At 72.9% G+C, this 17,647-nt stretch carries 13 protein-coding genes; 11 read left to right on the top strand and 2 right to left on the bottom strand.

Features of this window, described 5'->3' with window-relative positions:
- Window positions 1–2 precede the first annotated feature (2 nt).
- Window positions 3–359: a DUF4233 domain-containing protein gene (locus I4Q55_RS32025; protein ID WP_206793149.1), complete on the top strand. Its 357-nt coding sequence runs from the start codon at window positions 3–5 to the stop codon at window positions 357–359.
- Window positions 360–493: 134 nt separating this feature from the next.
- On the opposite strand, the gene I4Q55_RS32020 is transcribed toward I4Q55_RS32025, so the two are convergent.
- Window positions 494–2,851, bottom strand: coding sequence for a penicillin acylase family protein (locus I4Q55_RS32020; protein ID WP_206793087.1), 2,358 nt, complete (start codon window positions 2,849–2,851; stop codon window positions 494–496).
- Between the two features lie 124 nt (window positions 2,852–2,975).
- Here I4Q55_RS32020 and I4Q55_RS32015 point away from each other — a divergent pair, with 124 nt between their 5' ends.
- The 7 genes from I4Q55_RS32015 (at window position 2,976) to I4Q55_RS31985 (ending at window position 11,763) form a co-directional block, all read left to right on the top strand.
- Window positions 2,976–4,523, top strand: coding sequence for an alkaline phosphatase (locus I4Q55_RS32015; RefSeq protein ID WP_206793085.1), 1,548 nt, complete (start codon window positions 2,976–2,978; stop codon window positions 4,521–4,523).
- Between the two features lie 58 nt (window positions 4,524–4,581).
- Window positions 4,582–4,992 carry a nucleoside-diphosphate kinase gene (ndk, locus tag I4Q55_RS32010; protein WP_206793083.1) on the top strand — a complete coding sequence of 137 codons (411 nt, stop codon included), beginning with the start codon at window positions 4,582–4,584 and terminating at the stop codon, window positions 4,990–4,992.
- 51 nt (window positions 4,993–5,043) lie between these two features.
- Window positions 5,044–5,757: a maleylpyruvate isomerase family mycothiol-dependent enzyme gene (locus I4Q55_RS32005; RefSeq protein WP_206793081.1), complete on the top strand. Its 714-nt coding sequence runs from the start codon at window positions 5,044–5,046 to the stop codon at window positions 5,755–5,757.
- A gap of 106 nt (window positions 5,758–5,863) precedes the next feature.
- The gene (locus I4Q55_RS32000; protein ID WP_374194504.1) at window positions 5,864–9,151 is read left to right on the top strand and encodes a phosphodiester glycosidase family protein; all 3,288 of its coding nucleotides are present in this window, start codon (window positions 5,864–5,866) and stop codon (window positions 9,149–9,151) included.
- A gap of 42 nt (window positions 9,152–9,193) precedes the next feature.
- Window positions 9,194–10,138 carry an ABC transporter ATP-binding protein gene (locus I4Q55_RS31995; RefSeq protein ID WP_206793079.1) on the top strand — a complete coding sequence of 315 codons (945 nt, stop codon included), beginning with the start codon at window positions 9,194–9,196 and terminating at the stop codon, window positions 10,136–10,138.
- Complete coding sequence (locus tag I4Q55_RS31990) at window positions 10,138–10,941, top strand: ABC transporter permease (RefSeq protein ID WP_206793077.1); 804 nt, start codon at window positions 10,138–10,140, stop codon at window positions 10,939–10,941. Before I4Q55_RS31995 ends, I4Q55_RS31990 begins: the two co-directional genes overlap by 1 nt.
- Entirely contained in the window at window positions 10,942–11,763 is an 822-nt protein-coding gene (locus tag I4Q55_RS31985; RefSeq protein ID WP_206793075.1) for an ABC transporter permease, read from the top strand.
- A 158-nt stretch (window positions 11,764–11,921) separates the two neighbouring features.
- On the opposite strand, the gene I4Q55_RS31980 is transcribed toward I4Q55_RS31985, so the two are convergent.
- Complete coding sequence (locus tag I4Q55_RS31980; protein WP_206793073.1) at window positions 11,922–13,340, bottom strand: S8 family serine peptidase; 1,419 nt, start codon at window positions 13,338–13,340, stop codon at window positions 11,922–11,924.
- Between the two features lie 548 nt (window positions 13,341–13,888).
- Between I4Q55_RS31980 and I4Q55_RS31975 the strand changes: the two genes are divergently transcribed.
- The 3 genes from I4Q55_RS31975 to rpmA all read left to right on the top strand — a co-directional run bounded on the left by I4Q55_RS31975 (window position 13,889) and on the right by rpmA (window position 17,597).
- The gene (locus I4Q55_RS31975; protein ID WP_206793071.1) at window positions 13,889–16,822 is read left to right on the top strand and encodes a translation initiation factor IF-2 N-terminal domain-containing protein; all 2,934 of its coding nucleotides are present in this window, start codon (window positions 13,889–13,891) and stop codon (window positions 16,820–16,822) included.
- Between the two features lie 165 nt (window positions 16,823–16,987).
- Window positions 16,988–17,302, top strand: a complete 315-nt coding sequence (gene rplU, locus I4Q55_RS31970) for a 50S ribosomal protein L21 (protein ID WP_206793144.1) — start codon at window positions 16,988–16,990, stop codon at window positions 17,300–17,302.
- 37 nt (window positions 17,303–17,339) lie between these two features.
- A complete protein-coding gene (rpmA, locus tag I4Q55_RS31965) occupies window positions 17,340–17,597 on the top strand; it encodes a 50S ribosomal protein L27 (protein WP_206793069.1) in 258 nt (85 codons plus the stop codon).
- Window positions 17,598–17,647: the final 50 nt, after the last annotated feature.

The raw sequence follows: 17,647 nt of genomic DNA, 5'->3' as shown, positions 1-17,647 counted from the left end.
CGATGAAGGGCTTCCGCGGCGTGATGTCCGGAACGCTGATCATGGAGGCGATCACGGTCGCCCTGGCCCTCCCGGTGGTGAACAAGCTCGGCGGCGGGATCTCGACGGGAACCGGCTGGACGGTCATCGCCGTGGCCGTGCTGCTGATCGTGACGTGCGGGTTCGTCAAGCGCGCGTGGGCGGTGCCGCTGATCCTGGTGTTGCAGGTGGTGCTCATCGCCCTGGTGTTCTGGCTGCCGGCGATCGCGGTGGTGGGCGTGATCTTCCTGGCGGTGTGGCTGTGGCTGCTGTGGCTGCGCCGGGACGTCGCCCGGCGGATGGCCGCGGGGACGTTGGCGAGCCAGCAACCCCAGCCGTGACACGGGGGCGGGGGGGGGGGGGGGGGGGGGGCCCCCCACCCCCCCCCCCCCCCCCCCCCCCCCCCCACCCCCCCCCCGGGCGGGGCGGGGGGGGGGGGGGGGGGGCGCGCGTCCCCCCGGGCACCGCCCCACGCTCACCGCAGCACGACGATCCGCAGCGCGGGCGAGCGCAGGATGTCGGCCTCGCAGAACCGGCCCTTCACCCACTCGCCGCGGCTGTAGAGCTTCGTCTGGTCACTGAAGTACGGCGACGCCGGGTTGGCCGACTGCGAATACGTCAGCAACGTCGACGAATCCGGGCACCCACGGCCGCTGAACCCCACCACCTGGACGAAACTCGACCCGTGCGCCACCTCGGCGTTGCCGCGGGCCGGGTCCCACACCGGCGTCATCACGTTCAGCACCCCGAGGAAACCCTGGGCGCCGTGGATCGGGATGCGCTCGCCGTTGCGGGTCACCGCTTGGCCGTCGCGCAGCCGGGCGTCCGGTGGCAGACCCGCCGCGCGCAGCTCGACCAGTGCGTCGCCGAACGCCTTCTGCACGCCCGCGTCGCCGGCGTTGAGCGTGTTCGGCGTGGTCAGCGGTGCCTTCGGGTCGAACGGCACCGTGAACCGGTCGACATTGCCGAGCCGCGCGGCGAACCGTTGGAACAGCAGGGAACCACGGCTGTCGAGCGTGTACCGGTGGTCCCAGCTCGCGAGGGCGTCACACGCCGGGCCGACCGGGACCGGGCCGGACGACGACGGGGCCTGCCCGCCCGGGAACGACGCGCACAGCTTCGCCAGGTCAGCCGCCGCCAGGTCGGCGAACAGGCTGTGGTCGGCGAAGAGCAGCTTCTTCATCGAGTCCGTCGTGAACTTGCTCGCCTCGGCCGCGAGCAGCGCTTCCCGGGTGCGGGGAGAACGCTCCGAGTCCTGATCGCTGACGATCCGCGGGAACCCGGTGAGCGGTGCCCGCGCGTTCGAGAGCCAGGCGCTGTCGTTCGCGTTCAGCTCGTAATCCCGGCGCTGCTGCTGCGGCAGCCGGGACGGCCCGAAGATCCCCGGCTCCAGCGCGTCCGGGTCCGAGCCCCACTGGCACGACGACCGTGAACCGTCCAAAATGGCCAGTCCGTCGGCGGCGAGCGTCTGCTGCCCGGCCGGCGTGCTGCACGCCGCCGCCTGCGAGTCGGTGACGTGCGGGACGACCTGGATGTCGGCGTAGAGCGCGTTGCCCGCCCGGTCGGTGGCGATCGTGTTCACCCACGGCACGCCCTGCGTGCTCTTCAGCGCGCGGACGACGTCGGCCGTGCTGCGAGCCTGATCCAGTTCGAACCACGTGTTCAGCCCGCGCATGTTCGTCGCGTTGGCGTCTCGCAGCGCGTACGCCGACTTCGCCGTCCACGGCACCGGGAACCCGCCGACGTCGTTCAGCACCGGGCCGTACCTCGTGGACCAGAACGTCTGCCGCGCCGGCTTGAGCGAGCCGTCGGCCTGGCGCACCTGGACCGTCACTTCGCGGGACGTCATCTTCTCGGGCTTGCCGTCGACCACGTACGTCGTCGGGTCACCGGGCGCCAGCGGCACTTCGAACAGGCCGAACGTGACCGGGGTGGACACCGTGTGCGTCCACGCCGCGTCCGCGGTGTGCCCGATCATCACGAACGGCATGCCGAGCAGGCTCGCCCCGGCCACGTCGACCCGGCCGGGAATGGTCAGCTGGCTCTGCCAGAACCGCCGTCCGTCGTGCCACGGGTAGTGCGGGTTGCCGAGCAGCACGCTGCCGCGGCCCGCCGCCGTCCCGTCCGCGCCGACGGCGATGCCGTTGCTGCCGAGCCCGCCCTTGCCGAGCCCGTCGCGCAGGCTCGCGGACAGCTGCGCGGGCGTGCCCGGGGCCGGCGACGGCGCACCGGACGGCGGCGCCGCGAACAACCCTTCGGTGACGAAGCCCAGGCCGCCGGTGACGGCGATGGAGTAGTAGTGCCGGTAGAAGTCCTGCTCGCTGATCGGCCGGACCCAGTCCGCGCCGCGGCAGGCGGGATCGGTGATCCCGGACCGGCCGGTGCGGGCCAGATAGGCGTTGAACCCCTTGACGTAGCCCGAAACGATCTGCCGGACCTCGGGCCGCGGCCCCTGTGGAGCGGGCTGCGCGACCAGCCCGTCGACCACGCCGGAGTCGTTGATCTGCTGGAAGAACAGGTCGCTGTGCAGGTTGTTCTTCGCCTCGGACAGCGACGGGTAACCCTCGCCGTCCGGCCCGAAGTACCGCGACCGCTGCGCGCTCACCGTGACGTAGATCTTCGCGAGCTCGCAGACGTTGTCGGTCGCCGAAGCGTAGCCGTATCCGTAGCCGAGGCCCGCGTAGTCCTTGGCGACGATGTGCGGGATGCCGTGTTCGGTGTAGCGCAGCACGGCTTTCGCGCTGTCTTCCCCGGCCGTCGCGACGCCGGTACAGAGTGTGGTGACCGAGAGTGCCGCCGCGAAAACGGCCAGCGCCTTCCGGATGTGCGTCATTCGTACCCCCTTGTCCTGATCACCAAGCTACCGACGGCGATCACGGCCGGGTATGGGGGAAAACCCCAATATTCGTTCACCCGCGCGCAAGCCGCCGTTGGCCGCGGCGGGATAGAAACCGCGCATGACCGAACACTCCCGCCGCACGCTCATCAAGGCCGGCCTCACCGGCGCTTCCGCCGTCGCCGCCGGCCTCGCGCTGCCGTCCACGGCCTTCGCCGCCGTCCCGCTCGTCCGCCGCGACCGGCCGGTGCTCACCCACGGCGTCCAGTCCGGCGACGTCACGCCGGGCTCGGCGATCGTCTGGTCGCGCGCGGACCGGCCGGCGCGCCTGGTCGTCGAGATCGCGCGGGACCCGTCGTTCCGGCACGCCCGCCGCGTGCCCGGCCCGCTCGTGGGCCCGGACAGCGGTGGCACCGGCCGGGTGCGCGTCCCCGCCCTGGCGCCCGGCACCGAGTACCACTACCGCGTCACCGCCGAAGCCCTCGACGGGCGTGCCACGAGCGAGCCGCTGACGGGCCGGTTCGCCACCGCGCCGGTGGGCCGCCGCGACGCGCGGATCGTGTGGTCGGGCGACGTCGTCGGCCAGAACTGGGGGATCAACCCGGACCTGGGCGGGATGACGATCTTCTCCGCGATGGCCGCCCGCTGCCCGGACCTGTTCCTGCACAGCGGCGACACGGTCTACTCCGACGGCCCGCTGACCGAGACCGTCGCCCTCCCCGGTGGCCGGACCTGGCGCAACGTCGTCACGCCCGAGAAGGCGAAGGTCGCCGAGACGCTGGACGAGTTCCGCGGCCAGCACGCCTACAACCGCCTCGACGACCACTTCAAGCGCTTCGCCGCGCAGGTGCCGGCGTACGTCCAGTGGGACGACCACGAGGTCCTGAACAACTGGTACCCGGGCAAGATCATCGACAACCCGGCCTACACCGAGAAGCGCGTCGACGTCCTCGCGCCACGGGCGTACCAGGCGTTCCACGAGTGGCACCCGATCGACTCGCGCCGGGCCGTCGACGGCCGCGTCTACCGCAGCTTCACCTACGGCTCCCGCGTCGAGATCTTCGTCCTCGACATGCGGACCTACCGCGACGCCAACACGGCGGATCAGACGAAGCCGGGCTACATCCTCGGCGACGCGCAGGCCCGCTGGCTCGCCGACGCGCTCGGCCGCAGCACGGCGACCTGGAAGATCGTCCAGGCCGACATGCCGCTCGGCCTGGTCGTCCCGGACGGCGCCAACATCGAAGCCGTGGCGAACAACCTGCCGGGCGCCCCCGGCGGCCGCGAGACGGAACTGGCGTGGGTGCTGCGGGAAATCCAGCGCCGGCGGGTCCGCAACGTCGTCTGGCTGACCGCGGACGTCCACTACACCGCGGCGCACCACTATTCGCCCGATCGTGCGGCCTTCCAGGACTTCGACCCCTTCTGGGAGTTCGTGTCCGGCCCGCTGAACGCCGGCGCGTTCGGGCCCAACACCCTGGACCCGACGTTCGGCCCGCAAGCGGTGTTCGTGCACGCCCCGCCGTCGGCGAACACCGCCCCGATCGACGGGTTCCAGCACTTCGGCGAGCTGAACGTCGACGGCGCGAGCGGCGACCTCACGGTCGACCTGCGCGACGCCACCGGGGCGTCCCTGTGGTCGAAGACACTGCACCCGCAGGGCCGCTGAGCAGGGTCGGCTACGCTCACGCGCACCGAAACCCACCGCACCAAGGAGCAAAACCGCCGTGACTGAACGCACGCTGGTCCTGGTCAAGCCCGATGGCGTCGCGCGCGGCCTCGTCGGCGAAGTCATCTCGCGGATCGAGCGCAAGGGCCTCAAGCTCGCCGCACTCGAGCTGCGGACCGTTCCGCAGGCGCTGGCCGAGGAGCACTACGCCGAGCACAAGGAGCGTCCGTTCTTCGGCGACCTGCTGGAGTTCATCACCTCGGGCCCGCTGGTCGCGCTCGCCGTCGAGGGCCCGCGCGCCATCGCCGCGTTCCGGCAGCTCGCCGGCGGCACCGACCCGGTCGAGAAGGCCACGCCGGGCACCATCCGCGGCGACTTCGCGCTGGAGACCCAGTACAACCTCGTCCACGGCTCGGACTCGCCGGAGTCGGCCGAGCGCGAGCTGAAGCTCTGGTTCCCCGACCTGTGATGCCCTGCCGGGGCCGCGCCCGCGCGTGGTCCCGGCAGCCCAGGAGACTCCATGACGAAGATGCCCTTCGACGCCCGCGAGTACGTCCCGGTGCTGGCCGAGCTGACCGGCGCGTTCACCGAGGCGCTGCGCACGGCCGACCCGGCCGCGGCGGTGCCCGACTGCGCCGGCTGGACCGTCACCGACCTCGCGACGCACCTGGGCAACGTGCACCGCTGGGCCGCGACGATCGTCCGCACCGGCGAGGTGCACCCGCAGGACTTCGCCGTCGGAGCGGGTCGCGACCTCGTGTCGTGGTACGCCGAAAGCGCGCGGCTCCTGCTCGATGAGCTGGAAACCGCCGACCCCGCGGACCCGTGCTGGCACTTCGGCGGCACGGAGAAGACGAAGTCGTTCTGGTACCGCCGTCAGGTCCACGAGACCGCCGTCCACCTGGCCGACTCGGGGAGCGGCCACGTGCTCGACCCGGCCGTGGCCGCGGACGGCGTCGACGAGGTGCTCGGCGTCCTCATGCCGCGCGTGACGCGCTGGCACGCCGTGCCGCGGCTGCCCGGGCCCGTCACCCTGCGCGCCACCGACACCGGCGACGTCTGGACCGTGCACCCCGGCGAGCCGCCCGCGCTGGGGCCGGCCGCTCCGGGTGGCTCGACCGTCGAAGCTCCCGCCCGCGATCTCCTGCTGCGCCTGTGGAAGCGCACCGGGCCGGACCCGCGTGCCACCGGCGACGCCGCGGAAGCGCTCCTCGCCGCCCCGCTGACTCCGTGAGGGTGTTCTAGACCATTCAGGCGGCGTTCACCGGGAAGTCTTCCCCCGGCCGTGCCGCTGCGCTGTGCTGGGTCCGGCTCACTCTCACTCGATACTGGGGTACCCGGTGAAGAAGTCACGCGTCGCGCTGCCGTTCGTCGCCCTGTTCGCGACGGCTTTCGTCGTCCCCGCCGATCGCCTCGAAGCGCCGCTCGGCACGCCGCCGGTCGAGGCCGCGCCCGCCGCCTCGTCGGCGCACGAAGGGCCCTTCGCGGCCGCCGAACCCGACGACGGGCTCGTCACCGGCAGCGCCACCACCGAGGTCGCGCCCGGCCTGAGCCTCACCCAGTTCGACCGGTTCGACGCCGCAGGCTGGCTCCGCGGCGACACCCTCGCCGTCGACCTCGGCAGCAAGGTCCTGAAGCCGACGTACCTGAGCCCCGGCACGGTCTCCGCGCGCACGCCGCTGTCGCAGCAGGTCGCGCGAGCGGGCGCGGTGGCCGGCGTCAACGGCGACTTCTTCGACATCAACGCCACCGGCGCGCCGATCGGCGTCGGCATCGACCGCGGGCAGCTGCAGACCGCGCCCGCCGCCGGGCACAACCTCACCGCGTCGATCACCGCTGCGGGAAAGGCCGCGCTGGCCTCGGTTTTCCTGGAAGCCGGTGTGACGCTGCCCGGCGGCGTCGCGAAGGCGACCAACTTCAACAGCCCGGTCCTGGGCGTGGACGCGATCGGCGTCTACACGCCGTTGTGGGGTGCTTCGAGCCGTCAGGCGTCGGTGGCCGGCGCGGCCCGGGTGCGTGAGGTCGAGCTGCGCGACGGCGTGGTCACCGCCGTGCGCGCGCAGCCGGCGGACGGCCCGATCCCGGCGGGGACGACGGTGCTGCTGGCCCGCGAAGCCGGCGCGGACACGCTCGCCGCGCTGCGGCCGGGCGACCCGGTCGGCGTCACCTACGCGCCGCGCTCGGACGCCGGGAAGATCGCGGTGGCCGTGGGCGGCAACAAAGTCCTCCTCCGCGACGGCGTCGTGCAGCCGGTCGACGACGTCGCCCTGCACCCGCGGACCGCGGTCGGCTTCTCCGCCGACGGCCGGAAGCTGTGGCTGGCCACCGTGGACGGGCGGCAGGCCGACAGCCGCGGGATGACCGAGCTGGAACTCGCGCGCCACCTGAAGAGCCTCGGCGCCGACGACGCCCTCAACCTCGACGGCGGTGGTTCGTCGACGCTGCTGGCGCGCAACGAAGGCGAAGCCGCGCCGAGCGTCCGGAACTCGCCGTCCGACGGCGGGGAACGCCTGGTGCCCAACGGGATCGGCTTCACGACCGTGCCGGGCAGCGGCAAGCTCACCGGGTTCGCGCCGGCGCCGGCCGTGGCGGCGGACGGCGCCGACCGCGTGCTGTCCGGCCTGACCCGGCACCTCGTCGCCGACGGCCACGACGAGACCGGCGCCGCGGTGGCCGCCGAACCGCGCTGGAGCACGTCGGATCCGCGGCGGGCGACCGTGACCCGCGGCGTCGTCACCGGCCACGGCACGGGTGGCGTCGACGTCGTCGCGCGCTCCGGCCGGGCGTCCGGGAAGACGGCGCTCGCGGTGCTGGGCAAGCCGGTCCGGCTCGGCACGAGCACCGAGCAGGTCGCGCTGTCGGGTGCGGGCGCGCGAAGCACCTTCAAGGTCTACGGCTACGACGCCGACGGCTACGGCACCTGGCTCGAGCCTGACGACGTCAAGCTCGGCTACGACCACTCCGTCGTGCGGGTCGAGCCCTCCGGTGACGGCTACGCGGTGACCGCGCTGACGTCCTCCGGCGCGTCGGCGATCACCGCGTCGGCGGCCGGCCTGACGACGCACCTGGCCGTGTCGGCCGGCACGGTCGCGCAGGTGGCGTCCCCGTTGGACGGTCCGGCGGGCTGGTCGGCCACGGTGTTCCCGGCGGTCGTCGGCGCGGCGCTGTCGGCGGCGCCCGGCCGCGCCGGCGGCGCCGGGCTCGCGCTGGACTACCGGCTGACCGGCACCACCGCGACGCGCGCGGCGTACGTGACGCCGTCGTCGCCGCTTCCGGTTCCGCCGGGGACGCAGAAGATCGGGCTGTGGGTCGACGGCGACGGCAAGGGCGCGTGGCTGCGGGCGGAACTGCGCGACGCGGCGAACGTGGCGTCCATTGTGGACCTTTCGCTGAGCGTGGACTGGACGGGCTGGCGGTACGTCACCGCCGTGCTCCCGGCCGGGCTGCCTTCGGGACAGCGCCTGGCGCGCTTCTACGCCGTCGAAAACGTGCCGGACCAGCAGTACGAGGGCCGGCTGGTCTTCGACGACCTGACCTTCGAGGTGGCGCCGACGACGGCCGTGCCCGCCGACCCCGCCCCGCGCGACCCGGCGCTGGTCACCGACGGCGTCCTGGCCGGTGGCCTGCGGGTCGCGGTGGTCAGCGACGCCCAGTTCACCGCGGACGACCCGGCGGGGCCGCTGGTCGCCCAGGCGCGGCGGGCGCTGCGTGAGGCCGTCGCGGCGAAACCGGACCTGGTGCTGCTCAACGGCGACTTCGTCGACCGCGGCACGGCGCCCGACTTCGTATTGGCCCGGCAGGTGATCGGCGACGAGCTCGACGGCAAGGTGCCCTGGTACTACGTGCCGGGCAACCACGAGGCCGAAGGCGGCAACGGCCTCGCGAACTTCCAGGCCGCCTTCGGGGTGACGCACCGGGTCGCCGACGTCCACGGCATCCGGCTGGTGCTGCTGGACTCCTCCCGCGGCTCGCTGCGGGCCGGCGGGTTCGACCAGATCCGGATGCTGCGGTCGGCGTTGGACTCCGCGGTGGCCGACCGGTCGATCCGCGGGGTCGTCGTCGCCATGCACCACCCGGTGCAGGACCCGAGCCCGGCCGGGAACTCTCAGCTCGGCGACCGGAAGGAAGCCACGCTGCTGACCCGGTGGCTCACCGGGTTCGAGCAGGCGTCCGGCAAGCCCGCGGCCGCGGTGACGTCGCACGCCGGCGTGTTCTCGCTGTCGCGGGTCGACGGGGTGCCGTACCTGGTCAACGGCAACTCGGGCAAGGCACCCGCGGCCGCGCCCGGCGACGGCGGGTTCGCCGGCTGGACGCTGCTGCGGCTGGACCCGGCCGACCGCGCCCAGCCGGTGCGGTTCGAGACGCGGCCGAACGTCGACTCGCTGTCGCTGACCGGGCCGTCGTCGATGGCGCCCGGTGAGCGCGCGGAGGTGCGGGCCTCCGTGCGGCAGGGATCGCGGGACGTGCCGGTGGCGTACCCGGTGAGCGCGGACTGGACGGTCGGCCGGGGAGTCGTTTCGTTCGACCCGGCTGCGGGCGTGCTGACGGCGTTGCGGCCGGGTGTCGCGCGGCTGTCCGTGCTGGTCAACGGCGTTTCGCGGACGCTGGTGGTGACGGTCCGCGGCTAATCCGTTCGGTTTTTGTCGGTGGTGGGTCCTAGGGTGCGAAGCGTGGACGATTCGGAGGACCGGGAACCGGCACTGGTGCAGGCCAAAGCACTCGTGAAGCGCTTCGACGAGTTCGAAGCGGTGCGCGGGATCGACGTCGAGGTGCGGCGCGGGGAGGCGTTCGGCTTCCTCGGTCCGAACGGCGCGGGCAAGTCGTCGACCATGCGGATGATCGCGTGCGTGTCGCCCCGCACCGACGGCGACCTCCGTGTGCTGGGGCTGGACCCGGAGGCCGCCGGGCCGCGGATCCGCGCGCGGCTGGGCGTGGTGCCGCAGCAGGACAACCTGGACGTCGAGCTGACGGTCCGGGAGAACCTGCTGATCTACGGCCGCTACTTCGGCCTCTCCCGCGCGGCGGCGCGGCGGAAGGCCGAGGAGCTGCTGGAGTTCGCGCAGCTGGGCGACCGGGCCGACGACAAGGTCGACCCGCTGTCCGGCGGCATGAAGCGGCGGCTGACGATCGCCCGCTCGCTGGTCAACGACCCGGAGCTGCTGCTGCTCGACGAGCCGACGACGGGCCTCGACCCGCAGGCTCGCCACCTGCTGTGGGACCGGCTGTTCCGGCTCAAGGCCCAGGGCACGACGCTGATCGTCACCACGCACTACATGGACGAAGCCGAGCAGCTGTGCGACAGGCTGGTGGTCATGGACCACGGGCGCATCGCGGCGGAGGGCTCGCCGGCCGACCTGATCCGGCGGTATTCGACGCGCGAGGTGGTCGAGCTGCGGTTCGTGTCGGGAGAGCAGGTGTCGGCGGCCCAGCAGGTGGAAGGCCTGGCGGAGCGCGTGGAGGTGCTGCCGGACCGGGTGCTGCTGTACAGCGACAACGGCGAGGACACCCTGGAGCGCGCCCATTCCCGCGGCGTGCGGCCGTTGTCGAGCCTGGTGCGGCGGAGTTCGCTGGAGGACGTGTTCCTCCGGCTCACCGGCCGGACGCTGGTCGACTGATGGCGGCGATCTCCACCGGCCGGGTGGTCGGCAAGTGGCAGGGCGCGTGGCTGCGCGTCGAAGGGCACTGGACCTGGTACCGCAGGCACTGGCTGTCCACTTTGTACTCCACCGGCCTCCAGCCGGTGCTCTTCCTCGCCGCGATGGGGCTCGGCTTCGGCTCGCAGGTGCAGCCCGGCGCGGTCACCGGCGGCCTGTCCTACCTGCAGTACATCGCGCCCGCGCTGCTGGCCGCCGGTGCCGCGCAGCAGGCCGTCGGCGAGTCGAGCTACCCCGTCCTGTCCGGGTTCAAGTGGCAGAAGGACTACTTGGCCGTCACGGCCACGCCGGTGTCACCGGGCCAGGTGTTCGGCGGCCACCTCATCTGGTCGGCCCTGCGGCTGACGCTGGCGGGCGCGATCTACGCGTTCGTCGCGCTGTTCTTCGGCGCCTGGACCGGGCCGGGTGTCCTGCTGGTGATCCTGGCCGGCACCGTCACCGGGCTCGCCTGCACCACGCCGATGGCCGCGCTGGCGGCCCGGACCCACGACGAGGGGCAGCGCTTCGGCTTGATCTTCCGGTTCGTCGTGATGCCGATGACGTTGTTCTCCGGCACATTCTTCCCGATCTCCCAGCTGCCGGTCGCGATCCGCTGGCTGGCCTGGCTCTCGCCGCTGTGGCACGGCACGGAGCTGGCCCGCGGCGTGAGCATCGGCGGCGTCGGCGGCTGGGCGATGCTCGGTCACCTCGCCGTGCTGGCGGCGTTGTTCGCGGCCGGGTGGGTGCTCGCGCACCGGGCCTTCTACCGAAGGCTGGTGGTCTGAATGGCGACTGTCGAAACCCGCGCCGGGCTGCTCCTGCGCATCCTCCCGCCGGCGCTGTACGCGGGCCGCGCCCGCATGCTCGTCGAGCGCTCGGCGATGGTGTACCGCGGAAACCTGCTGATCTTCCTCTCCGGCGCGGTCGAGCCGTTCCTCTACCTGCTGGCGTTCCAGCTGGGGTTCGGCAAGCTGGTCACCGAGGTGGCGGGCCCGGACGGGCACCCGATGAGCTATGTCGCGTTCGTCGCGCCGGCGCTGCTGGCGACGTCGGCGATGAACGGCGCCGTCTTCGAATCGACGTACAACCTGTTCTTCAAGCTGCGCTACGCGAAGCTGTACGACGCGATGCTGGCGACCCCGATCGGCCCGCTCGACGTGGCACTGGGCGAGATCGGCTGGGCGATCACCCGCGGCGGCATCTACGCGGTGGCGTTCCTCGCGATCGCGGCGGCGATGGGACTGCTGGCGTCGTGGTGGGCCCTGCTGATGGTCCCGGCGGCGCTGCTGGTGGGCCTGGCGTTCTCGGCGATCGGCATGGCGCTGGTGACGTTCCTGCGTTCGACCGCCCAGTTCGACTACATCCAGCTGGGCCTGACCCCGATGTTCCTCTTCGCGACGACGTTCTACCCGCTGTCGGTGTACCCGGAGCCGCTGCAGTGGGTGGTCCGCTGCCTCCCGCTCTACCACGCGATCGAGCTGATGCGCGGCCTGGCGACGGGCCTGCTGTCCGGCAGCATGCTGATCAACCTGGCGTACCTGGTCCTGCTGGGCGCGGTGGGCCTGTGGGCCTCAACCCGCCGAATCGCCAAACTCCTGCTCACATGAGGTGATGCCCGCCCAATCACGCGAGATGCCCGCCCAATCACGCGAGATGCCCGCCCAGTCACGCGAGATCCGCCCCCGATCACGCGAGATCCGCCCCCAATCACGCGAGTCCCGCCCCGGATCACGCGAGATCCGGCTTCCCGCCCGGGCCGCCGGGTTCAGCGAGCCTGGTCGGGCTGCCCGCCCGGCACCGCGGCGGGTGCCGGCATGGCCACCATCCCGTGCCCGTAGAACCCGTTGTACCCCTCGTACCCCGCGCAGTACGCGTCCTGCAGCCCGTCGCCGGTCAGGTCGTAGTCGGCCGGGCACGGCATCGGCGTCGCCCGCGCCTCGAGCGTCCGCCGCAGCTGGCGCGGGCCGGCCTTCTCCGACGCGGACGCCAGCAGTGCCAGCACCCCGGTCACGTGCGGCGCCGCCATCGACGTCCCGCACAGCGGCGCGTACCCGCCCGGCACCGTCGACAGCACGCACTCGCCCGTCTCCCCGCCGGGCGCCGTGATGTCGATCACGCCCAGGCCGTACGAGCTGTACCCCGCCTTCACCCGGTCGGCGCCGACGGCCGACACCGCGACGACGTCCCGCAGCCCGGCCGGCAGGGCTTCGCAGCCGGTGCCCGCCCCGCCGGAGCCCGAACGCGCCGACGGCGTGAGGTCGACGGCCTCGTTGGTCGCCGCCGCGACGTTCAACGTCCCCGCCGACGTGCTGTACTCGACCGCGCGGGCCAGCACCTCGTGCACCACGCCGCGGTCGCTGCCGCGGATGCACGACAGCGTCCACGGGTTGACGAAGTAGCTGCTGTTCGTCACCCGCATGTGCCGGGCGGCCGCCCACATCAGCCCGCACACCGCGGCTTCGGGGTCGGCGTAGCCGCGGTCGTCGATCACCTTCACCGATGCCACTCGCACCCCGGGCGCCACACCTGTCACCCCGCGCCCGTCGTCGGCCGCCGCGATGATGCCCGCCACGTGCGTGCCGTGCACCGACGTCGTCGGCGCCCACGCCGACGGCGACCGGTCGGGGGCGCCGGTCAGGCAGCCGGCGGAGTCGCTCCGGTCCAGGGCGCCGGACAGATCCGGGTGGTTCGGGTCGATCCCGGAGTCGAGCACGCCGACGACGACGTCGCGGCGGCCGGCCGAGCCGTCGCCGGCACCGATCATCCGCATGTCCCACTGCTGCCCGCTCAGGTCCGCGGACGGCACCTTCGCGGGATCGGTCGCGGGCAGCGTCGCCCGCGCGGGCTGCGGCTTGACGTCGGTGACGCGCTGCGCGGCCAGCCGCTCGGCCTGCGCGCTGAACGCCCGGTCGAGCCCGATCCGCCCGCCGAAACCCGGGTCGCCGGAGGTGGCGACCGCGACGGCGATCTGCGGGTAGTAGACAGTGGCGGCCCCGCAGGCGTCCTCGATCTCCGCACGGGCGGCGGCCTCGGTGGTGCCGCGGTCGAAGGTGACGACGTAGCGGAGGGCCCGCCCGTGGGCGCAGCCGGGTTCGCCTGCCGCCGCCGGACCGGCGGTGACGCATCCCGAAAGCACCAGGACGGTGCACACGGCCGCCCGCAGCGGCCGCGCCAGCAGGGACACCGGACCTCCCACCGGATGCAGGAACCGCGGGTGCCGGCGCGCGAGATCCCGGCCACCCCGAGCCGCACGGTAGCCACCCCGTGCCCGGTGGACAAGCGCTGCGGCGAAGTTCCCCCGGCCGTGGGGCGGGTGGGGACCGTACGGCGCGCCCGGGTGCCTGCGGGAGGTACCGAGTACACCGGAGTGGTCACCCGGTGTGGGATACTCGGGGTGGCCGCTGGGCCGCGGGGCGCACGTGAGAGGTGCTGCCTGCGGCGTTGTGGCCCGGTGATGTGCATGGACTCCCGCGACGCGCGTCGCTGCCCGCGAACCGGGCGGCTGGACGACGTGGCGGGCGGCCCGGGGGCCGCGAGTGCCTTCTGCACGCCGCCGAGCAGACCTTTGGCCGGGTTGCGCCCCACCGGAAGCGGTGGTGCGGCGCCCGGTTGTCGGGCAAGGATTCCCGCCGCTGGTGACCACCACGGCGGCAACGATCAGAAAGGGGCCCCTGCGCGGCCGCGTCCCTGCCGGTGCGAACCGGCAGACGCGCCCGGGGGCGGAGGAGACACATGTCGAACGCGGAAACACCCGCCGAGCACACCGGCGGGAATCCCGCCACACCCACGGGCGGCCCGCTGGCCGACCTGCCCGCCCGGATCCGGGTGCACGCGCTGGCCAAGCTGCTCGAGTCGCACAGCCGGGACGTCCTCGCGAAGCTCGCCGAGCTGGGCGAAAGCGTGCGCAGCGCGCAGTCGAGCGTGACCAGGGAAGTGGCGCTCAAGGTGGCCGAGGCCTTCGCGCCCGGTGAGACCGAAGACATGACGACCGAGCCGGAACCGCCGGCGGCCCAGCCGCCCGCGGAGACCCGCCCGCCGGTGCCCGAGGTGCCGGTCGCCGAGGCCGAGAAGCCGCGGCCGCGCCAGAAGACCCGTGCGCACCTGCCGGTGTTCGCCGCGCCGTCGCCGGTCTTCCTGCCGCCGGAGCCCGCCGAACCCGCGGCCAAGCCGGCCCGCAAGCCGGCCGACCCGTTCGCGGAGCCGCCGTCGCGCCCCGAGCCCGAGGTCGCCGAGGAAGAGGCCGAGGACACCACGCCGGGCCTCGACTCCGGCGCCGACGAAGACGGCGAGGACGCCGGCAGCCGCCGTCGCCGCCGCCGCGGTCGTCGAGGCCGTGGCCGGGGCAAGGGCGCCGAGGGTGGCGACGAGACCGCCGAAACCGAGGACGACCAGGCCGAGGAGCAGCCGCGCCGCCGCGGCCGCAACGGCGACGAAAAGCCCGACGAAAAGCCCGAAACGGACACCGAAGAGGCCGAGGACGCCGCTGAGACCACTGAGTCTTCGGAGTCCGAAAGCGACGCCGACGAGGGTGAAGGCGGCAGCCGCCGTCGCCGCCGCCGTCGTCGCCGCAAGGGCTCGGACGGCGACGAGGCCGAGAGCACCGACGACCCGCCCAACACCGTCACGCACGTGCGGCAGGCGAAGGCCGAGCAGCCCGAGCGCCCGGCGCGCGACGAGGTGCGCAGCGTCCGCGGGTCGACCCGGCTGGAAGCCAAGCGCCAGCGCCGCCGTGACGGCCGCGAGGCGGGCCGCCGCCGCGCCCCGATCCTGTCCGAGGCCGAGTTCCTGGCCCGGCGCGAGTCGGTCGAGCGCACGATGGTCGTCGCCGAGCACGGCGACTCCACCCAGATCGCGGTGCTGGAGGACGGCGTCCTCGTCGAGCACTTCGTCACGCAGTCGGGCTCCGGCTCGATCGTCGGCAACGTCTACCTCGGCCGCGTCCAGAACGTGCTGCCGAGCATGGAGGCCGCGTTCATCGACATCGGCCGCGGCCGCAACGCCGTGCTCTACGCCGGCGAGGTCGACTGGGACGCCGCCGGCCTGGAGGGCAAGGCCCGCAAGATCGAGCAGGCGCTGTCCACCGGCGACTCCGTGCTGGTCCAGGTCACGAAGGACCCGGTCGGGCACAAGGGCGCCCGGCTGACCACGCAGATCTCGCTGCCCGGCCGCTTCCTGGTGTACGTCCCCGCGGGCGGCGCCACCGGCATCTCCCGCAAGCTGCCGGAAAACGAGCGCCGCCGCCTGAAGGACATCCTCAAGCGGATCGTCCCGGAGGACGCGGGTGTCATCATCCGCACCGCCTCCGAGGGCATCGGCGAGGAGGAGCTGGGCCGCGACGTCGACCGCCTCAAGGCGCAGTGGGACGTCATCAAGGAGAAGGCCGCCGCCGGTTCCGGCAAGAAGGGCGGCGCGCCGACCATGCTCTACGAAGAGCCCGACCTGCTGGTCAAGGTCGTGCGTGACCTCTTCACCGAGGACTTCACCAAGCTGGAGATCCAGGGCAACCGGTCCTGGGAGACGATCAACGGCTACGTCAGCCACGTCGCGCCGGAGCTCACCGAGCGGCTCAAGCGCTACACCGGCACCGGCAGCGCGTTCGCCGACCACCGGATCGACGAGCAGATCACCAAGGCCCTCGACCGCAAGGTCTGGCTGCCGAGCGGCGGTTACCTGGTCATCGACCGCACCGAGGCGATGACGGTCATCGACGTCAACACCGGCAAGTTCACCGGTTCGGGTGGCAACCTCGAGGAGACGGTGACCCGCAACAACCTGGAGTCGGCGGAGGAGATCGTCCGCCAGCTCCGGCTGCGGGACATCGGCGGCATCATCGTGATCGACTTCATCGACATGGTGCTCGAGTCCAACCGCGAGCTGGTGTTGCGCCGCCTCACCGAGTGTCTCGGCCGCGACCGCACGCGCCACCAGGTCGCCGAGGTCACCTCGCTCGGCCTGGTGCAGATGACCCGCAAGAAGATCGGCACCGGCCTGCTGGAGGCGTTCTCGACGCCGTGCGAGCACTGCAAGGGCCGTGGCGTGCTCGTCTCGACCGAGGTGCAGCGCACCAGCGGCGGCTCGGCGCAGTCCCACGGCGGGAACGGCAACGGCGGCGGCAACGGCGGTGGCGGCGGGGAGAAGAGCTCCCGCCGGTCGCGGGGCCGCGGCAAGGGCGAGGAGGCCGCCAAGGAGCAGGCCGAAGCCGCCAAGGCCGAGGTCCACGCCGTCCCGACGCCGGAGCAGCGCGAGTCGATCGCGTCGGCCGTGGCGGCGATGGCGAACGCCTCCAAGGCCGCGAAGGAGCACGACCACGGCGCGCTGAACGGCACCGGGCCCGCCCGGGAGGTCGCGGACGTCCCGGCGACCACGGAGGCGGACGAGACGCCGGTCACGGCCGAACCGCCCGCCGAGCCCGCGGTGGAGGTCGCCGGCACCCCGGTGACCACCGAGGCCGACGAGGTGCCGGTGCCGCAGGACGAGGCGCCCGAGGTCGAGCGGTCCGCGGCCCCGGAACCGGCGGAGGAGCCGGTCACGGCGGCCGTGGAGCCGGTCGCCGAGCCCGAGGTCAGCGTGCCCGAACCGGCCGTGCGCTCCACCCGGCGCCGTCCGCGCCGGGCGGCGTCGCGGCCGGCGGGTCCGCCGGTGCACGCCTCCGACCAGAGCAAGTGAACAACTTGGGGGACCCCGGTGGTAACGCACCGGGGCACCCCACGTAACCTGTAGTACGGCCTGCCACCAGAGCAGGTCGCCTGCGCGAGTCCAGGACCGCCGTTCCACAAGGTGGGCCGATCGCGCGGAGCCCCCACCCATTGTCGAGTAATGCAGGAGACTTCCGTGTCGGCGTACGCGATCGTCAAGACCGGCGGCAAGCAGTACAAGGTGGCCGTCGGCGACGTGGTCGAGGTCGAGAAGCTCGAGGGCAAGCCGGGCACCGAGCACATCCTCCCCGCCGTTCTGTACGTCGACGGTGGCGAGGTCACCACGGACGCCGACGCGTTGGCGAAGGTCTCGGTCACCGGCAAGGTCGTCGAGCAGACCAAGGGTCCGAAGATCCGGATCCACAAGTTCAAGAACAAGACGGGCTACCACAAGCGCCAGGGTCACCGGCAGAAGCTGACCCGCGTCGAGGTCACCGCCATCTCGAAGTAAGACCTTCCGGATCTTCGTTCAAGAAAGAGGCTGAGCTATGGCTCACAAGAAGGGTGCGTCCAGCTCCCGCAACGGTCGTGACTCGAACGCGCAGCGCCTCGGCGTCAAGCGCTTCGGCGGCCAGGAAGTCAACGCGGGCGAGATCCTCATCCGCCAGCGCGGCACCAAGTTCCACCCCGGCGTGAACGTCGGCCGTGGCGGCGACGACACGCTGTTCGCCCTGGCCGCCGGTGCGGTCCAGTTCGGCGAGAAGCGTGGCCGCAAGACGGTCAACATCGTGCCGGTCGAAGCCTGATTTCGGCTTCGATCTAGACCTCTGACGAGGGGTGGGGCCGGAATATCCGG

Source organism: Amycolatopsis sp. MtRt-6, from assembly GCF_017308975.1.
In the GTDB taxonomy this organism is placed as follows: domain Bacteria; phylum Actinomycetota; class Actinomycetes; order Mycobacteriales; family Pseudonocardiaceae; genus Amycolatopsis.
This window is presented reverse-complemented; position numbering and strand designations above follow the sequence as displayed.